This window comes from Kitasatospora sp. NPDC008050, from assembly GCF_042957465.1.
Lineage (GTDB): Bacteria > Actinomycetota > Actinomycetes > Streptomycetales > Streptomycetaceae > Kitasatospora.
Genome location: NZ_JBIBIJ010000025.1, coordinates 84981 through 103780, shown reverse-complemented (window position 1 = coordinate 103780; position 18800 = coordinate 84981). Strand labels below are relative to the sequence as shown.

Genomic DNA, 18800 nt, shown 5'->3' with positions numbered 1-18800 from the left:
TCCCGGACCGTCGCGCCCACCGTCGCGCCGGTCGTCACGCGGTCGTGTGAGCCCTCGGCGTGGTGGGGGCCGTCGGCTCGTGGAGGGCGGGTAGACAGGGGGTATGGTCCGACTCCCGCGGCGCCAGGTACCGGCCGTCGGTGTCCGCAGCCTCGCCGGTCAGATGTTCGCGCTCCAGGTGCTGATCGTGGTGCTGCTCGTCGTGGCCGCGGTGATCACGCTGGTCCTCAAGGCGCACAACGACCGGCTGCAGGCTGCCCGGGCGCGCTCGCTGGCCGCCGCCGAGGCGTTCGCCCACGCCCCCGGGCTGCCGGCCACGCTGCGCGCCCCCGACCCGACCGCCGTCCTCCAGCCCCTGACCGAGGATGCCCGCAAGACCGGCGGGCTCGACTTCATCACCGTGATGAACACGGACGGCATCCGCTACACCAGCCCGAACCCGGGGTGGATCGGACAGAAGTTCATCGGCACCATCGCACCGGCGCTCGGCGGCCACACCACCATCGAGACCGTCAGCGGTCCCGCCAACGGTGATGTCCAGGCCGTCGTCCCGGTGACGGAGGGCGGGGCCGTCGTGGGCCTGGTCGCGGCCGGGCTCCAGGTCGGCGAGATCAGCGGCGCGATCAACCAGCAGCTGCCGGTGATCCTCGGTGCCGGGGCCGCCGCGCTCGTGCTGGCGGTGGCCGGCACGGCGCTGGTGAGCCGGCGGCTGCTGCGCCAGACCCGCGGCCTCGACCCCGCCGAGCTGGCCCGGATGTACGAGCACCACGACGCGGTCCTGCACGCGGTGCGCGAGGGCGTGGTCATCGTCGACGCCGACGACCGGATCCGGCTCGCCAACGACGAGGCGCGCCGGCTGCTCGACCTGCCCCCGACGGTGGAGGGCAGGTCGGTCGCCGACCTCGGCCTCGACCCCCGCATCGCCGCGCTCCTGGTCTCCCACCGACCCGCCACCGACGAGGTGATCCCGGTCGGCGAGCGGCTGCTGGCGGTGAACAACCGGCCCACCAGCGACGGCACGGGCGCCACCGGCAGCGTGGCCACCCTGCGCGACTCCACCGAGCTGCGCGCGCTCGCCGGCCAGGCCGAGGCGGCCCAGGGCCGGCTGCGCCTGCTCTACCGGGCGAGCGTGGCCATCGGCACCACCCTCGACGTCACACGCACCGCCGAGGAGCTCACCGAGCTGGCCGCCGGCCGGTTCGCCGACTACGTCACCGTGGACCTCGCCGAACCCGTCCTGCGCGGCGACGAGCCGCAGCCCGGGGGATACACCGAAGCACCGGAGCTGTGCCGGGTCGCGTACAGCGGCCCCTACCCCAACCCCCTCTACCGGGTGGGCGAGGTGCACCGGTACCTGCCGGCCACGCCGATGGCGCGGGGTTTCGTGCACGGCAGGCCCGTCCTCGTCCCCGACCTGTCCGCCGCCACCGAGTGGCGCGCGGGCGACCCCGAACGCGTGCGGGCCGCCCTGGAGCACGGCCTCCAGTCACTGATCACCGTCCCGCTCCAGGCCCGCGGCGTCCTGCTGGGCGTGGTCAACTTCTGGCGGCTGCACAGCAGCGAGCCACTCCGGGAGGAGGACCTGACCCCGGCCGAGGAGCTGGCGGCGCGGGCGGCCGTCTGCATCGACAACGCCCGCCGCTTCACCCGCGAACACGCCGTGGCCGTCGCGCTGCAACGCAGCCTGCTCCCCCGCGACCTGCCCGAACAGAACGCCCTCGACGTCGCCCACCGCTACCTGCCCGCCCAGACCGGCGTGGGCGGCGACTGGTACGACGTCATCCCGCTCTCCGGCGCCCGGGTCGCGCTCGTGGTCGGCGACGTGGTCGGCCACGGCCTGCACGCCGCCGCCACCATGGGCCGGCTGCGCACCGCCGTGCTGAACTTCGCCACCCTCGACCTGCCACCGGACGAACTCCTCGGCCACCTCGACGAGCTGGTCACCCGCATCGACCGCCGCCCGGAGGCGGCCGAGGCCGAACCGACCGTCGCCGGCGCCACCTGCCTCTACGCCGTCTACGACCCGACCACCGGCACCTGCACGATCGCCCGGGCCGGACACCCGCTGCCCGCGGTGGTCCACCCCGACGGCACCGTGACCTTCCCCTACCTGCCCGCGGGCCCGCCACTCGGCGTGGGCGGCCTGCCCTTCGAGGCAGCCGAACTCCACCTGCCCGAGGGCAGCTGCCTGGTGCTCTACACCGACGGCCTGATCGAGGACCGCGAACGCGACACGGCCACCGGGCTGAGCCTGCTCGCCACCGCACTGGCGGGCCCGTCCCGCACTCCCGAGCAGATCTGCGGGGCCGTCCTGGAGGCGCTGCTGCCCGCCCACCAGCGCGACGACATCGCCCTGCTCGTCGCCCGCACCCACCTCATGGCCCCCGACCGGATCGCCGCCTGGGAGGTCCCCGCCGACCCCTCCGCCGTCGCGCGGGTGCGCGCCGAGGCCACCGAACAGCTCACCCGCTGGGGCCTTGAGGAGCAGGTCTTCACCACCGAGCTGGTGCTCAGCGAACTGGTCACCAACGCGATCCGCTACGGCACCGGCGACCCCGTCCAGATCCGCCTGCTCCTCGACCGCTCGCTGATCTGCGAGGTCTCCGACGGCAGCAGCACCTCGCCGCACCTGCGCTACGCCGCCGACGAGGACGAGGGCGGCCGCGGCCTGTTCCTCATCGCCCAGCTCACCGAAGGCTGGGGCACCCGCTACCACGCCCGCGGCAAGACCATCTGGTGCGAGCAGTCCATCAGTTGACCCCCGCCGTCACCCAGCGGTGACGATGCGGGTGAAGCCGTCGAGCAGGGCCCGGTTGGCAGCGCCGGCCTGCGGGGTGTCGACGTGGATCGTGTTGACGTGGAGACCGTCGTCGGTGCGGTGCAGCCAGTGCAGGATGCCGTTGCAGCCGGACACCCACACGTGCATCCGGGCCCGCTGCGCGCGGTGGTGTTCGGCGCCGGGCATGCGCCGGAAGTCGATGTAGGAGAAGAAGTTCACCGCGTGCGGCCAGAAGTTGAGTCTGGCGTACTCGGCGGGGGCCAGCAGGCGCCAGGCCTCCACGAAATGCACCCCGGCATGGGACCGCGACTCCGCGTAGGCGCGCTGGGCGGCTGCCAGGGCCTCGCCGAAGTCCGGGCCGTCCCCGGTGCGGAACTCGATGGGGAGGGTGTTGATGAACCAGCCCATCGACTGCGCGTAGGCGCCCCTGCCGCGCTCGTTGACCGGGACCAGCCCCCGGTACGTCCGCGGCCCGCCCTGCCCGCGCAGTGCGATGGCCTGGGCGGCGAGCAGACCCATCGACAGCCGCCCGCCGTGCGCCCGGCACACCGCCTCGAACGCCTCGACCTCCCGGCTGGTCAGCAGCCGTTCGGTGGCGGCCACCGGCGGGTACAGCCGGCCGGGCTCGACGCCGAGATCGAGGGGGAAGCGGGGAAACAGGCCACCGTTGCGGTCGATGAAGGCCCGCCAGTAGTCCAGCCGCGCATCCTCGGCGTTCATCGCCTGGTTGGTGCGGCGCTGGCTGCGGCTGAACTCCAGGTAGCTGCCCGCCTCCACCGGATCGGCGGCCGGACCGACAGCCGGACCGGCTGCCTCACCGGTGCTCAGAGCCCGGTAGGCGCCGACGATGTCGTTGACCGCGATCGCGCTGGAGAGCCCATCGGTCACCAGGTGGTCGCACGAGAACCACACGGTGGCCGAGTCGTCCCGCACCACCGCACCCATCGCGATCAGCGGCCAGGACAGGGTGTCGACCTCCTGGAACGCCCGGTGCAGGTGCGCGCCGACCTCTTCCGGCGTCTCCAGGGTGCCCGCTTCGACGTGCTTGAGAGCGATCTCGTCCGCGCCGATGATCTCGCAGGACAGGTCCCCGCCCAGCGGCTGGTAGACGGTGCGGAGCACCTCGTGGCGCCGCACCAGGTGGAGCAGGGCCTCCCGGAGCGCGTCCAGGTCGACCGGTCCGACGAGGTCGAACGTCGCGGCGACATAGGAGCGGATCGGCTCGTTCATGCTCTGCGCGCGGTCGGCGACGGCGAAATGTTTCACCTGGTTGTAGCCCGCCATCCGCCGCGCCACCGGCCCCCCGTCACCGGTCAGCGCGACGAGGTGCCACCGGTGGACCTCCCCCGGGCCGATCCCGCTGTCCTCAACTGAAATCTGCAGCACGCCGCCCTCTTCCGCCACCGGCCATCGCCTCGTGCCCGTGACAAACGCTCCAGCACGGCGGTCCGACACTGCCATCCCTCCTTCGAGTGACAGCCCCCGAACAACCGGCCGGACCGATGAACCGCGCCGGTTCACTGCTCGGACGTACCGGGCGGCCTCGCCACTACCCCATGCTGCTGATCTTCTCCGGCTCGATCACGAAGATCACCCGGACCTGGTCCCGGCCGCCGTACCACGGGTACGCCGTCCCCAGGTACTTCTGCGACAGCGCCTCGACGTGGTCGACCGCGCCCTCGGTGGTGACCTCGACCACCCGGCCGCGCACCTGGAAGTAGCGCGAGGGGTTGTCCGGGTGGGAGATCGTGACGGCCACCCGGGGGTCGCGGGCGATGTTCCTGGTCTTCAGGTGGGTCTGCACGCTGTTGATCAGCACGTGCTCGCCGTCGGTGTCGACCCAGGTCTGGGTCAGCTGCGGCGAGCCGTCGGCCATCGAGGTGGCGAGATAGCAGATGCTCGGGGCCTTCAGCAGGTCGAGCAGCTCTTCGGGCAGGTTCATGGTGGCGCTCCTGGGCGGTCGGACGCTGTGCACGCCCGGTGAGGCTGCCCAGCTGGGTCGACGCGCAGCATACGGCGGCCGACCCGGATGATCGACGGCGCGGCCCCCTGGTCCTGCGCCCCTGACGATCCCGCTTGACACGTCCAAACATGGGATGTTCCCATGTTTTCAGGATCGCGGAGGCTTCAGACCCGCGGACAGGCCGGTGACAGGCCGGTGAACGGGCCAGTGACAGGCCGGTGAGCAGGCCCACCAACAGATCAGGGGGGACACCCGATGCCACTGCGGAACACCGCTCGCGCCAGCCTCGTCGACCTGGTGATCGAGCAGCTCGAACGCCTGATCAGCGAGGGCGAGTGGCCCGTCGGGAGCAAGATCCCGGCCGAGCCGCTGCTGGTCGAGCAGTTGGACGTCGGCCGCAACACCGTCCGCGAGGCGGTGCGCGCCCTGGTGCACACCGGCCTGCTCGAACCGCGCCAGGGGGACGGGACCTACGTCCGCGCCAGCAGCGACTTCGGCGCGGCCGTGCAGCGGCGCCTGCGCCGGGCCGCCGACCTGGAGATGTACGAGGTCCGGGCCGCCCTGGAGCGCGACGCCGCCCGGTACGCCGCCCAGCGCCGCACCGAGGACGACCTGCGGGCGCTGCGAGCGGCACTGGCCCAGCGGGACGACGCCTGGCGGGCCGGTGACGTGGCCGCCTTCGTCGATGCCGATGTCTGCTTCCACCGCGCCGTGGCCGCCGCCGCGCACAACGCCGTGCTGGCCGAACTGTACGAGCACCTCAGCGATGCCCTGCGCTCGGCGCTGCACGCGGTGGTCGACCAGCCGCTGCCCGACCCGGTCCGCCACCAGTTCGACGCCCACGCGGCGATCGTCGACGCGATCGAGGCCCGTGATACCGACGCCGCGGAACGCCACGCACTGGCCCATCTGGCCGAAGCCATGGCCACGCTGCGCGGGACGGACCCCGACCAGCCGCTCAACTCCCCTGAGGAACACCGTGCCTGACGAGATATCGGCTACCGCCGACGCACCCGTGACCACCGGAGCCACCGCTCCCGCCACGGCCCGCGCGCCGCTGGCAGCAGGGCGGGGCCTGCTCTTCCTGGGCTTCGGCGTGGTCCTGCTCGCGGTCAACCTGCGCCCCGCGCTCGTCGCGGTCTCCCCGCTGGCCGACACGATCCGGACCGACAGCGGCATGTCGGCCACCGCCACCAGTCTGCTGACCGCGCTGCCCCTGCTCTGCTTCGGCCTGCTCGCCCCGCTCGCGCCCAGGATCGGACGCCGGCTGGGTGTGGAACGCGCCCTGCTCATGACCATGGCGCTGGTCTGCGCGGGCACCGCGCTGCGGCTGCTGGACTCCGTCCTCGCACTGTTCGCCGGCACGGTGGTCATCGGCGCCGGGATCGCGGTGGCCAACGTGCTGCTGCCCGGCCTGATCAAGCGCGATTTCCCGAGCCGGGCGGGCCTGATGACCGGCCTGTACTCCATGTCGCTGTTCGCCGGTGCCGCCCTGGCCGCCGGGGTCACCGTCCCCGTCCAGCACACCGCCGGACTCTCCTGGCGTTCGACGCTGGCCTGCTGGGGCGCGCTCGCCGTGGTGGCCGCCGTGGTGTGGCTGCCGCAGACCCGCAGCCGCACCACCGTCTCCGCCGCGGCGGCCCAGCAGGCCGGCCGGCCGGTGCGCGGCCTGTGGCGCTCCCCGCTGGCCTGGCAGGTCACCGCGTTCATGGGGCTGCAGTCGCTCAACTACTACGCGGCCGCGGCCTGGCTGCCGAGCCTGCTCAAGGACGCGGGCCTGAGCGAGGGCGATGCCGGGTGGATGCTCTCCTTCTCCTCGCTGCTCGGCATCCTGGGGTCCTTCGTGGCGCCCGTGATCGTCGGCAGGCGACTGCCCGCCGGAGTGCTGGCGGCCATCGGCGCGCTCGCCTGCGCGCTGGGCTTCGCCGGGCTGCTGACGGCACCGGCCGGCGGGGCCTACCTCTGGATGGTCCTGCTCGGCCTCGGCCAGGGCGTGAGCATCAGCCTCGCGCTGCTGTTCATCGTGCAGCGCTCCCCCGACATCCGGCACACCGCCCAACTCTCCAGCATGGCCCAGTGCTTCGGCTACGTCCTGGCGGCCGGCGGGCCCGCCCTGCTGGGTGCGCTGCACGACGCCTCGGGCAATTGGACGCTGCCGCTGACGGTCCTGCTCCTCCTGCTGCTCCCCCAGGTGGCGGTCGGCTTCGGCGCGAGCCGCGACCGGCACGTGGCCGGCAGCTGATCGCTCGGTCAGCTGGTCAGCCGGGGCAGTTCCTGCGGGGTCAGCTCGGCCGGCCGGGCGCGGCCGGCCGGGCAACCGCTGCCCGAGCGCGCCCCGAGAGAGCGCCCCGAGAGCGCCGGCGGGCCATTTCGGCGACCACGGCGACCGTCACATCCGGTCGGATCGACGTGCCCGACGCCGCCGAGGCCCCCGCTCAGGTCAGCGGTGGGGCGTCGGGGGCCTCGTCCAGCAGGTGCGGGCCGTTGTTGCGCACGCTGTTGACGGTGGTGGGGACGGGTCGGGCGGTGAGGTGACCTCCGGCGGGGGTGTGCAGGAGGAGGCGGAGCCCGGCGGGGTCGGTGTGGTCGGGGTCGAGCCAGGCGTCGAAGTCGGCCTGGTCGACCGTCAGCGGCATGCGGTCGTGGACGCGTCCGGCGTCGTCCGTGGCCTGGGTGGTGATGATCGTGGTGGTGGTCAGCCAGGCGAGCGGGTCGCCGTCGGGACGCGTGGGGTCGCGCCAGAACTCGTACAGCCCTGCCATCGCGAGCAGCGTGCCGTCGGCCGGCGCGATGAAGTAGGGCTGCTTGTAGGCCTTCCGGCCGGCGGCGGCCGGGACGGGGGCCCACTCGTAGTAGCCGTCGGCGGGCAGCAGGCACCGCCGGGCGGCGAAGGCCTTGCGGAAGGCCGGCTTCTCATGGACGGTCTCGGACCGGGCGTTGATCATCCGTGCGCCGCCCCCGGGATCCTTCGCCCAGGACGGCACCAGGCCCCAGCGCAGCGGGCGCAGTCGGCGGCCGAGCTCGCCGGTCTCGCGGTCAAGGCGTTCGAGCACGGCCCACACCGGGTCGGTGGGCGCGGTGTTCCAGTTGGGCGCCAGGGCCTCGGCCGGGTCCCAGCGGGTCACCCCGAACAGCGAGACGAGGTCCTGGGGAGTGGTGGTGGAGACGAAGCGACCGCACATGCCCCCAGCCTGCCAGGATTTGCTCAACACCACCCCCGCGCGTTCTTCGACGCCATGCTCCAGCTGCACCCCGACCGGCTCAACCCGGCCCGCTCCGGTACGGCGCACTCGGCCTCCTCGGCTGACCCGCCCTCCGGCGGCGCTGCGACCACCGCACCCTCGCATCACGTCGCCGTCACCGTAGTAGGTCGTCGACAGGACGCGCCGCGGACCGGCCGTCAGGTTCGGGCCGGCCGTGTGGCAGCAGTGCGCCGCGTGGAACGACGCCTGCCCGGCCTCGAAGGCTCGCGCGTCCGGGGCCCGGCCGCCAGAAGGAGTTCGTCCGCCCGGGCGGCCAGGGTGCCCAGCACATCGAGCGGCACCACCTCCCGCAGCCGGACGTAGCCTTCCCGTTGGAAGAAGGCGACCTGTTCATCGGTCGAAGAGGGCCCTACCGGGGCGGAGGAGCGTTCGGGCCGGCGGTCCGGCGGCAGCGGCGCTGTCAGCCGGTGACGTTGACGGCGTCCCAGGTGGCGGCGACGGTGGCGGCCGGGTCGCCGCCCGGGCCGAAGAGGTCGTCGGCTGCCTGGAGGGTGGCCGCGCGGGCGCCGGAGTAGTCGGTGGTGGTGGTCATGTAGGTGGTGAGCGCCCGGTACCAGATCCGCTCGGCGTTCTCCCGGCCGATGCCCGGCACGGCCTTGCCGTCCACGGTGGGGCTGTCGTAGGCGATGCCGTTGATGGTCTTGGGTCCGCTGCCCTCGGCGAGCAGGTAGAAGAAGTGGTTGGCCGGTCCGGAGGAGTAGTGGACGTTGATGCCGGCGATGCCGGCGTACCAGTAGTCCGGGGAGTGGCCGTCCCTGGAGGGCCGGTCCAGGTAGCGCAGCGGGGTGCCGTTGCCGTTGAGGTCCAGGAGCTTGCCCATCAGGTAGCCGGGCCGGTCGTGGGCGTTGTCGGCATAGAAGGAGACCGCGGTGCCGAAGATGTCGCTGGTGGCCTCGTTGAGGCCACCTGACTCGCCAGCGTACTCCAGCCCGGCGGTGGCGGCGGTGAGGCCGTGGGCCATCTCATGGGCGGCCACGTCCAGTTCGGTCAGCGGCTTGGCGTTGCCGGCGCCGTCGCCGTAGGTCATGCAGAAGCAGTCGTTCTTCCAGAAGGCGTTCTGGTAGTTGTCGCCGGCGTGGACCCGGCTGTAGGCCGCCACGCCGTCGCCGCGGATGCCGCTGCGCCCGTGTACCTGCTGGAAGTAGTCCCAGGTCTCGGCCGCGCCGTAGTGGGCGTCGACGGCGGCTGTCTGGGGGTCGCTCGGCGTGCCGTTGCCCCACTTGTCGCTCCGGGAGGTGAAGAGGGACCCCTGGCCGGACGTCGCGTGGTTCAGGTCGTAGGTCCGGTGTCCACCGCGGGCGGTGTCGTCCATCTCGTACAGCAGGAAGTTGCGTTTGGTACCGAGGGTGACCGTGCCGTTGTACTGGCCCTGACCCACGCCGGAGCGCACCGCCTCGAAGGCGTACAGCTGTGCCCCGGTCGTCGCGTCGGTGACGATGTGCCGTTCGCTGGGGGTGCCGTCGTCCTGCGTTCCCACGAGGACGGACTCCCACGCCAGAGCGGGAGTCGCGGCGGCGGCCCACAGGACCAGGCGCGGCAGGGCCGGGGCGTGGAGCGTCGTCATGACCTGGGTGGCGGGGATCACGGGCGTGGTGCTGGGGACGGCGATCGGCGCCGCGTGGGCGCGGGTGGCCGTGAGGGCGCCCTGCCTGGTCCGGTGGACGACCAGATCGCCACCGAGCACGGGCAGGCCGGCGAAGGTGCGGTTGTAGCGAAGGTGGAGGGTGCCGTCCGCGTCCTTGTCGACGTCGACGGGCTTCAGCAGCTCGCGCGGGTCCAGGTTCAACTGGGCGGCGACGGAGGCGGCGATCTCGGCGGCCTCCTTGAGCAGTGCCGCGTGCTCCCCGGGTGAGAGCGCGGCGGGGAGGGCGCCCTGGCCGGGGACGGCGGGAGAACGCGGGGCGGCGGTCGCGCTGGTGGGCTGCAGGCCCGTCAGCACCACGGCGGCAAGGACGGTGAGAGCGGCCGCAGTTCGAGCGGGCCGTCCGCGTCCTCGGCACAGGGCGCGCGGGGATGTGTGGCGCAAGGGGGACTCCTCATCGCACGACGGGAAAGTTCGTAGACAACATGATCACGCCGTACGGCATCCCGCACCGGCCCGCCGGGCGGCACCGGTCATCCGAATGGCAGCTGAGAGTCCCTCGGTGGACCCCACTCGATCATGATGATTTCCAGACCGCAGCTCTGGCACCTTCCGGAATAACCCTCATTTCCCGGCACGTTGGCGTCATGACATCCGGCGCAGCCGATGTGCTTTCCCGCGCATTCCCGGCGGCGTCCCGTCAGGTGTCACGCGCCCCCACTGCTTCGCGGATTGTCCCTGTCGGCACCGAACTTCCAGGTTCACTCGCAGAGACGAAAACAAGGGACCTGTCCTGCGGCGCAGTTGGGCCAGGCGAGCGGAGGCCCGCCCGGACCGGCGCGTGTCGCCTTGACGTGGACAATGTGTCGCCATTTCACTTCCCCCTGACCGCCCGCCACTTCCTGGGGCCATGGCCGTCACCTTCGATCGTCATTCCCGCCCGGCGCGTCCCGGACCGGGACCGGCCACCTTTGTGTGCGGCAGGTCAGGCTGAGCCGGGCGGCACCCCATCCCTTTCATCGATATCCCTTCATCGATTCGGAGGAACACCATGTCCCTGGAGACTCCCGCAACCGACACACCGTCCGAGGGCCTGTCGCGCCGGCATCTGATGCGCCAGGCCGCCGCGGTCGGGGCCGCCGGTCTGGCCGTCAACCTGCTCGCGTCCGCCGGCGCCGAGGCGAGACCCGCCGACACGCAGTCCGCCAACGCGCAGCCCGCCGGTCAGAACTCCGCAGGCGCGTCCGATCCCGCGGCCCCGGCCGACGCCGCCGAGCAGGCCCAGCCGATGGTCGTGCACGTGCGCGACGTGCGGGCCGGCCACCTCGACCTGTACCGCGGTGAGAGCCACCAGCGGGTCCAGGACCCGGCGTTGGCCGCGGCGCTGGCCCGCGCGATGGGCTGACCGACCCCGCGAACACCGGTCGGCCCGACAGGCCCCAGCGGGCGGAACCTCCTCGGGCCGGCCGGTCCGCCGTCCTCCTCCCCCCCACTAACTCCCAGCCCCTGTGAGGCCCCTGTGTCGTCCCACCGCGAAGCCCCCGAGATCTCCAAGGACCCGGTCGCCGACAGTACCGACGTCTACGCCTTCGTCAGCCCCGACAACTGCGACACCGTCACCCTGATCGCCAACTACATCCCCCTGCAGGGCCCGGCCGGCGGCCCGAACTTCTACGAGTTCGGCGAGGACGTCCTCTACGCCGTCCACATCGACAACGACAACGACGGCCGCCCCGACGTCAGCTACGAGTTCCGCTTCCACGTCGAGGTCCGCAACCCCGACTCCTTCCTCTACAACACCGGCCCGATCACCTCGCTGGACGACCCCCACTGGAACCGGCGCCAGACCTACAGCATCACCCGGGTCGAGGCCGGCGGACGCCAGCAGGTCCTGGCCGAGAACCTGGCCTGCCCGCCGTGCAACATCGGCCCGCTCTCCACCCCCGACTACACCTCGCTGGCGAACATGGCGGTCCACAAGCTGGACGGCAACCGCCATGTCTTCGCCGGCCAGCGCGCCGAGGGCTTCTACGTCGACCTCGGCGCCATCTTCGACCTGGGCACCCTGCGCCCCTTCCAGCAGCTGCACGTGATGCCGGCCTTCACCCAGCCCGCCCCCGGCGTCAACACCACCAAGGCGCTCAACGTCCACAGCATCGCCCTCCAGGTCCCGATCACCGACCTGACCCGGGACCACCGCAAGCCCACCGACGTCATGGACCCGCACGCCACCATCGGCGTGTGGACCACCGCGAGCCGGCGCCGGGCGCGCATCATCAACCCGGACGGACGCGACACCGAGTCCGGCCCCTTCGTCCAGGTCTCCCGCCTGGGCAACCCGCTCTTCAACGAGGTCATCGTCCCCATGGGGAAGAAGGACCTGTGGAACTCCCAGCCCCCGGCCGACGACAAGAACTTCGCCCAGTACGTCGCCCACCCCGAGCTCGCCAACCTGCTGCCCGCGCTCTACCCGGGCGTCTTCCCCAACCTGGCCGCCCTGGACGCCTCCGGCAAGTCCCGCGCCGACCTGCTCGCCGTCCTGCTCACCGGCATCCCCTCCGGCATCGTCACGGGCTTCCAGAACTACACCGGCGACACCCAGGCCGACATGCTGCGCCTGAACCTCGCCGTCCCGCCGAGCGCCGATCCCAACATCCTGGGCCTGGTCGCCGGTGACCCCGCCGGATTCCCCAACGGGCGCCGGGTCTTCGACGACGTGGTGACCGTCGAGCTGCGCGTGATCGCCGGTCTCATCTACCACCTCGTCGACTCCACCTTCACCCCCGACGGCGCGACCAGCGTGATCACCGACGGCCTCACCCCCGCGGATGTCAAGAACCCGTACCTCACCGCCTTCCCCTACCTCGGCCTGCCCTACGACGGCTACCACAACCCGTCCAACTGACCTGACAGCGTGGTGGTGCGGGCAGCCGTCGACCGCTCGCACCACCACACCTCCCGGAGGAACCCATGACGCACACGCACGAGCACCCGCCCCTGCCCGCACCCTCCCGGGAGGGCAGCGTCGTCCTGGAGATCGGCGGCGAGCTGGGCGCCCTGATCATCCACACCGACGGCGCGAAGGACGGCCTGGAGATCGAGGTCAGCCCCACCGGTACCGAAGCGCCGCGCACCCACGCCGCGGTCCGCCCCCGCCACCTCGCCGACCGAACCGTGTACTGCGTGGTGATCTCCCCACTGCCCCAAGGCGATTACACCATCTGGCGCACCGCCGACACCCCCGAGGCCACCATCACCGTCCGCGGCGGAGAGGTCACCGAATACCGCGCGGCACGCTGACGAGCACGCCACAGGCCGCGCCGGACCTCACCCGCCGGCACGGCGGGCCCGGCCACGGTCAGCGGCCACCTCTCCGGGAATGGTGACCGCCCCGACGCAACCCGCGCCGAACACCGTGAGCCTCAACGCCCTGCGTGGCGTGGCTGCCGGGGGTGTCCCCTGCGCAATACTGGCCGTCATGCGAGTGGCAGTGATGACGGCGGGTTCACGCGGCGACGTGGCGCCCTACACCGGGCTCGGCCACGCTCTGGCACAGGCCGGGCACCAGGTCACGCTCGTCACCCACGCCCGTTTCGCGCCGCTCGCAGCCGCTGCGGGCACGGACTTCCACGCGCTGCCGGTCGACCCGCTCGCGGAACTGCGATCCGCGCGCGGGCAGGCCCTGCACCGCAGTACCACCGGCGCCGGGAAGCTGGTCCGGGTCATCGCCCTGGCCCGGTCCGCGATCGGCCGCACGGCCGACGACCTGCTGGAGGCCGCCCGCAGCAGCGACGTCCTGCTGCTGTCCAGCTCACTCGGCCCGCTCGGCCACACCATCGCCGAAGGGCTCGGACTTCCGAGCATCGGCGTGTACCTCCAACCACTCGCTGCCACAGGCGAGTTCGCTCCCCCTGTGACTGGTACCCGGTCCTGGGGACCGCTGGGCAACCGGCTCACCGGACAGGCCGTGAACGCCGCCGTGGACCGCATCTTCGCCGACAGCGCCCGCACCCTGCAGCGCCGCCTCGACCTCCCCCTCACCCGGCCGCGCGCCGCCCGCCGAGCCCGCGAGCGCCAGGACTGGCCGATCTACCACGGCTTCAGCCCCCTCGTGGTGCAACGCCCCCGCGACTGGCGCCCCGGCCTTCGGATCACCGGATACTGGTGGCCCCACGACCCGCCCCAGGCACAACTCCCGGCCCGGTTGCGCGCCTTCCTGTCCGCCGGCCCGCCACCGGTCTTCGTCGGCCTGGGCAGCGCCACCGTTCCCGACCCCGAGCAACTGAGCCGCACCGTCGTGCGCGCGCTGCGGACGGCCGGGCTGCGGGGCGTGATCCAGCGCGGCTGGAGCGGACTGGCCTGCGAGGACGACGACATGTTCACCGTCGACGAAGTGCCGCACCAACTGCTGTTCCCCCACATGGCCGCGGCCGTCCACCACGCGGGGGCGGGCACCACCGCGGCCGCACTGCGCGCGGGCATTCCGGCCGTCCCCCTCCCCGTGCAGTTCGACGCCGCGTTCTGGGCCGCCCGCCTCACCGCCCTGGGTGTCGCTCCCACCGCGATCCCGCTGCGTCGGCTCACCGCTGAGGCTCTGACGGCGGCTCTCGTCCAGGCCACGACCGACCCGTCCTACCTCCGCCGCTCCCGGGCCCTGGCCACCCGCCTCCGCCAGGAAGACGGAACCGGCCCGATCCTGGCCGCCGTGAACCGCCTCGGCAACTCCCCGGCACGCCCTGCGACATCGGACTGACGCGCCACCGGTACGGCCGGCTGTGCAGCGTACGAACGGACTTCGAGCCGAGAACCCGTGGGCCGGTGCACCTCACGCGCGTCATGCGCGTCACGCGCGTCACGCTCCGGCCGTACGACGGCCGAGGGGTCGGCGGGTCGGCGGGTCGGCGGGTCGGCGGGTCGGCAGTTCGAGGGAGCGGCACCGCCGGAGGCCTGCGGTCAGCGGCCTGCGGTCAGCGGCCTGTGTTCAGCGGTCAGGGGACGCCGGGTCGGGAACCAACCAGGGGGCGGGGATGCCGTATCGATGGCTGAGCAGGTGGGCCAGGATCCCGGTGGTGCCCGCTGCGAAGTCGTGCTTGTCCCCGAGGGTCAGAGCCCCGTCGGCCAGGCCGGCGTGGGATTCGATCAGCGGGACCAGCCCACGGGTGCTCCAGCTGCCCAGATCTGACGATGCGTCAGAAGCGAATGGCAGGTGGGTCACGGACGCCGCGTCGAGGAGGAACTCACCGTCGCCGGCGATGCCCCAGAAGGCCCCCAGCGGCGCGCGGGCCGCGGAGTGACGGACCGCCGCTGCGGCGGCCCGGGCGGTGTCCAGGTAGACGGGTCGGCCGGTGTGCCGGCCCAGACGCAGCAGAAAGGCCCCGATACCGGCTGCGCCGGCCCACCAGCCATGGCGTCGCGGTCCACCGGCGGGGCTCTCGGGCCACCAGGCGGCGACAACCGGTTCGCCATCCGGCCCCGCAGCCGATGCGGCGCCTTGGAGGTCCCGGGCCGGGAACCGCTGGGCCGGAAATCGCTGGGCCGGGAGCTTGCGGGTCAGGGCGGCGGCGACCAGGCCGTCGCCCGCGCGCGAGGCGGTCACCGCGAAGTCCGGCTGTTGGCAGGCGTCGGCCGCCGCGAGCAGGAAGTGGCCGATCCCGGCCGTGCCGACCGCGAAGCCGTGGTAGGCCGCGGACTTGCCGGTCTCCGCGGGCCAGTACAGACCGCCGACGCCGTCGGCCACGGCGGCCTGCACCAGGAACTCGGCGCAGTCACGGGCGCGGGTGCGGAACGCCGTCTCACCGGTGGCGTGCCACAGGTGCAGCAGGGTGATGCCGGTGCCCGCGAGACCGTGGGCGATGGTCGGGATGTGCCACCGGGTGGGGAGCCGTTCGGCGAGGCCGAGGGCATGGTCCAGGGTGATCGGGTCGTCGGCGGCCTGCGCGGCGTCGACAGCGGCCCAGCAGGCCCCGGCGAAGCCGTTGTGGAGGCCGGGCAGCAGGTTCTGGTCCGTGCCGCCGAGGTTGCGGTCCCACCAGCGGTTGAGCCGGCCCAGTGCCTCGTGCAGCGCGTCGGCGAGGGAGGCCGTGTACGGGGCGGGCATCCGGGGCAGGGCGCGCTGGGCCTGCAGCAGCACCCCGGTGACGCCGGCGGCCCCCGCCTGGACGAAGCGGGGGTCGAGGCGGCTGTTGGCGCCACGCATGGCGATCAGTTCCTCGCCCTGCGGGCGCAGGGCGTTCAGCACGTCCAGCAGCACATCGTGGATCAGCTGGTCGCTGTCGACACCACCGGACGTGGGGGTTGCGGCACGCGTGGGGAGGCAGTCCGCGACCGGAGTTCCGGGCGCCGCCTGCCGAGCCGGGGAGGCCTGCCCGGCGAGCGCCCGCTCGGCCCGCTCCCAGCTCCACCGCTCCCCCGGGTCCTCCCGGGTGAGCCCGTGCACCACCGGGGCCAGCCGGCTCACTGCGCCGCCATGCTCCGCGAACAGGTCCAACAGGCTTGCTGCGCCCGGCACCACGTCACCGGGACGGGCGTCCCGTGGTCGTTGGAGGCAGAGGGACTCCAGGACCGCGCCGGCCGCGTAGCGGTCCATGGCCTCGGTCGCGAGCAGGGGCGTCCCGCGCTCGGCGGCGACCTTCTCGGGTGGCGCGTAGCCCTTGGTGCTGAGCTGCGGAATGGGCCTGCCGGTCTCGGCGGCGCCTTCCAGATCGATCAGTTGGAGCCGACCGTCCGGTGCCACCAGGAAGTTGTCCGGTGTCACGTCGCCGATCACCACACCGTGCCGGTGCGCTGCGCGCAGCACGGACAGCAGTTGCCGGGCGAGGTCGACGATCCGCTCTTCGGACAGCGGCTCGGCATCGTCGTCCGCCGAGACGATCAGCTCGCGCAGTGGGCGTCCGAGCAGCTCGGTCTCCACCAGGAAGGTGTTCTCACCCAGATCGAAGAGCTGCACGAGCTCCGGCAGCGGGACCGCACCGGCGAGCCTGCGCAGCATCGCCGCCTCGTGCCGCAGCAGGTCCCTGGTGTCGGTGCCGTCCGGCTCCGGCTCGATCCAGGCCCGGCAGTGCTTGATCACCACCGGCCGTCCGGTCTCGGCGTCCGTCGCCCGGTGTACTCCACCGCGGTTGCTGTGCCGGATGGTGGCGGTCACCCGGTATCGTCCGGCGATCAGCGCCTCGCCCGCGCCGGCGCCGGACGACGCGCGCGCCGACGCCGGACCTGACGCCGGCTCCGAGGCCCTGGTGCCCGAGTCCGGCTCCCGCCTCGTGGCGGGTACGCCGGCCGGCCGGGCGCCGACCGGGTCACCGGCCCAGTCGGGCGCCGAGAACCAGCCGCGCCGCCGATCCGGCGTCAGGGATCCGTCCGGCGCCATGATCAGCTCCTGCCGGACGCCCTGGTCGTCGAAGCGGCTGTACCCGGTGATCTGGCCGTACCGGTAGTGGACGATTCCGCCCCGGTACTGCCGGTCCGAGAGGATCCGCGGTCCGCGGAATCCGCCGAGCGCGGCGTGGAGTTCGTCCAGCAGCTCGGTGAACTGGCCGTCGCTGTCCGGGTAGGCGGTGATGAACTTGCCGCTTGCCGACGGGTCCTTCTGCCGGCCCAGCGATTCCAGCAGCAGCTCCGCGGTGGCGACGTACTTGAACGGGACGCTCCGCGCCACCAGTACACCGGTCGCGGCCCGCAGGATCGGCTCGGCGTCGACCGGCACGGCGGAGACGTGCACCTTCCACCCCTGCATCCGGGTGCGCGACCGCGACGGGCTGACCCGCTGCCAGTACGCGCCGGGAGTCAACTCCCAGCAGCCGGCCGGATCCGTGGCCACAACCTCCCGCACCAGTCGGTCATAGCTCATCCGCGCTCACCGCTCCCCTGCGCCGGTGAGCGGGCTCCACCGCACCCGCAGGGTTTCCATGCCGCGCGCCATCATGCTGGGGCGCCACCGGGGTTGCTCGGTCTCCAGGGCGAGATCGGGGAACCGCTCCAGCAGGGCCCGGATCGCCACCGCGCCCTCCAGGCGGGCGAGCGGGGTGCCGAGGCAGTGGTGGATGCCGTGGCCGAACGCGAGGTGCGCACGCGGCGGGCGGTGGATGTCGAAACGGTCGGGGTCGGGGAACTGCCCCGGGTCGCGGTTGGCGGAGCCGAGCGCGATCAGCACCCGGGAACCACCACCGGGGATGACGGTCTCCCCCACCCGGTAGGGCTCGGTGGTGAAGCGGTTGGTGGCGTAGGTCAACGATCCTTCCCAGCGCAGGACTTCGTCCACGGCCTGGTCGATCAGCGTCCAGTTCGCCCGCAGGGCTCCGAGTTGGGCCGGGTGCCGCAGCAACGCGTGGACACCGTTGGCGATCAGGTTGAGCGTGGTCTCGTGCCCCGCGAGCAGCAGCAGGAAGGCGGTGGCCCGCAACTCGTCGTGGTCGAGCCGGCCGTGGTCCTCGTCCATGGTCCGGATCAGCGCGCTGAGCAGGTCGTCGCCGGGCCGGTGCCGCTTGGTCTCGATCAGCTGATCGAGGTAGGCGGTGATCTCCTCCAGGATCTGATCCTCACGGGCGGGATCCTCCGACGGCACGATGATGTCGTTGGTCCAGTCGCGGAAGGCGGCACGGTCGAGGAACGGCACACCGAGCAGATCGGTGACCACGCCGAGCGAGAGGGGCATGGCGAAGTCCTCGATCAGCTCCGCCGATCCGGCGTCCTGGAGCCCGTCGAGCAGCTCGGCGGCGGCCTTCTCGACGTGCGGGCGCAGCGCCTCGATGCGGCGGGCCGAGAACTCCCGGGAGACCAGCCGGCGCAGCCGGGTGTGGTCCGGCGGGTCGGCGGTGAGCATGTTGGTGCCGATCACGTTCGGACCGAGCTGTCCGGTCGCCTTGAGCCAGTTCTTGCTCAGGGTCGGGTCCTTGAGCGCGTCGAGCACTTCACGATAACCGACGACCAGCCAGGTCCGGTCGCCGTCGGGCAACTGCACCAGGTGGACGGGGCCCTGCGCGCGAAGTTCCGCGAAGACGGCGTACGGGTCCGAGGCGAGCGTGTCGCGCTGGGGGCTCAGGTCGATGACGGGAAACTGCTCGGTTCCGAAGGGCATGCGGGTGCCTTCCTGCTCGACGGGGACGGGCCGGCTGGGCGGGTGGGGCGGGCCGGCCGGGGGCTGGGCAGGGGGCTGGGCAGGCGGGGCGAAGGCCTGGGCGGGCCGGGCCGGGCAGGCGGGGCGAAGGTCCGGGCAGG

Annotated in this window: 13 protein-coding genes; 7 read left to right on the top strand and 6 right to left on the bottom strand. The window is 72.7% G+C overall.

Translation table 11 applies throughout. The features are described 5' to 3' along the window. Positions 1-103: 103 nt before the first annotated feature. Positions 104-2758: a SpoIIE family protein phosphatase gene (locus tag ACFZB9_RS33540; protein ID WP_391453530.1), complete on the top strand. Its 2655-nt coding sequence runs from the start codon at positions 104-106 to the stop codon at positions 2756-2758. Positions 2759-2767: 9 nt separating this feature from the next. On the opposite strand, the gene ACFZB9_RS33535 is transcribed toward ACFZB9_RS33540, so the two are convergent. Together ACFZB9_RS33535 and ACFZB9_RS33530 are read right to left on the bottom strand one after the other, a co-directional pair. Further along, on the bottom strand, positions 2768-4165 hold the full coding sequence (locus ACFZB9_RS33535) for a condensation domain-containing protein (RefSeq protein WP_391453529.1): 1398 nt from the start codon (positions 4163-4165) through the stop codon (positions 2768-2770). Positions 4166-4328: 163 nt separating this feature from the next. After that, positions 4329-4721 (bottom strand): PPOX class F420-dependent oxidoreductase, encoded by a 393-nt coding sequence (locus ACFZB9_RS33530; RefSeq protein ID WP_391453527.1) that lies wholly within the window; start codon positions 4719-4721, stop codon positions 4329-4331. A gap of 276 nt (positions 4722-4997) precedes the next feature. Here ACFZB9_RS33530 and ACFZB9_RS33525 point away from each other — a divergent pair, with 276 nt between their 5' ends. Both ACFZB9_RS33525 and ACFZB9_RS33520 read left to right on the top strand, forming a co-directional pair. After that, positions 4998-5729, top strand: coding sequence for a FadR/GntR family transcriptional regulator (locus ACFZB9_RS33525; RefSeq protein ID WP_391453526.1), 732 nt, complete (start codon positions 4998-5000; stop codon positions 5727-5729). After that, on the top strand, positions 5722-6984 hold the full coding sequence (locus tag ACFZB9_RS33520) for a CynX/NimT family MFS transporter (protein ID WP_391453524.1): 1263 nt from the start codon (positions 5722-5724) through the stop codon (positions 6982-6984). Before ACFZB9_RS33525 ends, ACFZB9_RS33520 begins: the two co-directional genes overlap by 8 nt. 193 nt (positions 6985-7177) lie before the next feature. Here ACFZB9_RS33520 and ACFZB9_RS33515 read toward each other — a convergent pair whose 3' ends face one another. Both ACFZB9_RS33515 and ACFZB9_RS33510 read right to left on the bottom strand, forming a co-directional pair. Continuing rightward, positions 7178-7924, bottom strand: coding sequence for an SOS response-associated peptidase (locus ACFZB9_RS33515; protein WP_391453522.1), 747 nt, complete (start codon positions 7922-7924; stop codon positions 7178-7180). A 481-nt stretch (positions 7925-8405) separates the two neighbouring features. After that, positions 8406-10031, bottom strand: coding sequence for a M4 family metallopeptidase (locus ACFZB9_RS33510; protein WP_391453520.1), 1626 nt, complete (start codon positions 10029-10031; stop codon positions 8406-8408). 607 nt (positions 10032-10638) lie between these two features. On the opposite strand from ACFZB9_RS33510, the gene ACFZB9_RS33505 reads away from it, so the two are divergent. From ACFZB9_RS33505 to ACFZB9_RS33490, 4 genes are all read left to right on the top strand, one after another. After that, complete coding sequence (locus tag ACFZB9_RS33505; protein WP_391453518.1) at positions 10639-10992, top strand: hypothetical protein; 354 nt, start codon at positions 10639-10641, stop codon at positions 10990-10992. 114 nt (positions 10993-11106) lie between these two features. Beyond that, positions 11107-12492: a DUF4331 domain-containing protein gene (locus ACFZB9_RS33500; protein ID WP_391453516.1), complete on the top strand. Its 1386-nt coding sequence runs from the start codon at positions 11107-11109 to the stop codon at positions 12490-12492. Positions 12493-12557: 65 nt separating this feature from the next. Further along, complete coding sequence (locus tag ACFZB9_RS33495) at positions 12558-12887, top strand: hypothetical protein (protein ID WP_391453515.1); 330 nt, start codon at positions 12558-12560, stop codon at positions 12885-12887. Between the two features lie 178 nt (positions 12888-13065). After that, the gene (locus ACFZB9_RS33490; protein WP_391453513.1) at positions 13066-14340 is read left to right on the top strand and encodes a glycosyltransferase; all 1275 of its coding nucleotides are present in this window, start codon (positions 13066-13068) and stop codon (positions 14338-14340) included. A gap of 228 nt (positions 14341-14568) precedes the next feature. On the opposite strand, the gene lanL is transcribed toward ACFZB9_RS33490, so the two are convergent. Further along, positions 14569-17433 (bottom strand): class IV lanthionine synthetase LanL, encoded by a 2865-nt coding sequence (gene lanL / locus ACFZB9_RS33485; protein WP_391453511.1) that lies wholly within the window; start codon positions 17431-17433, stop codon positions 14569-14571. 6 nt (positions 17434-17439) lie between these two features. After that, the gene (locus ACFZB9_RS33480) at positions 17440-18660 is read right to left on the bottom strand and encodes a cytochrome P450 (RefSeq protein WP_391453510.1); all 1221 of its coding nucleotides are present in this window, start codon (positions 18658-18660) and stop codon (positions 17440-17442) included. Positions 18661-18800: the final 140 nt, after the last annotated feature.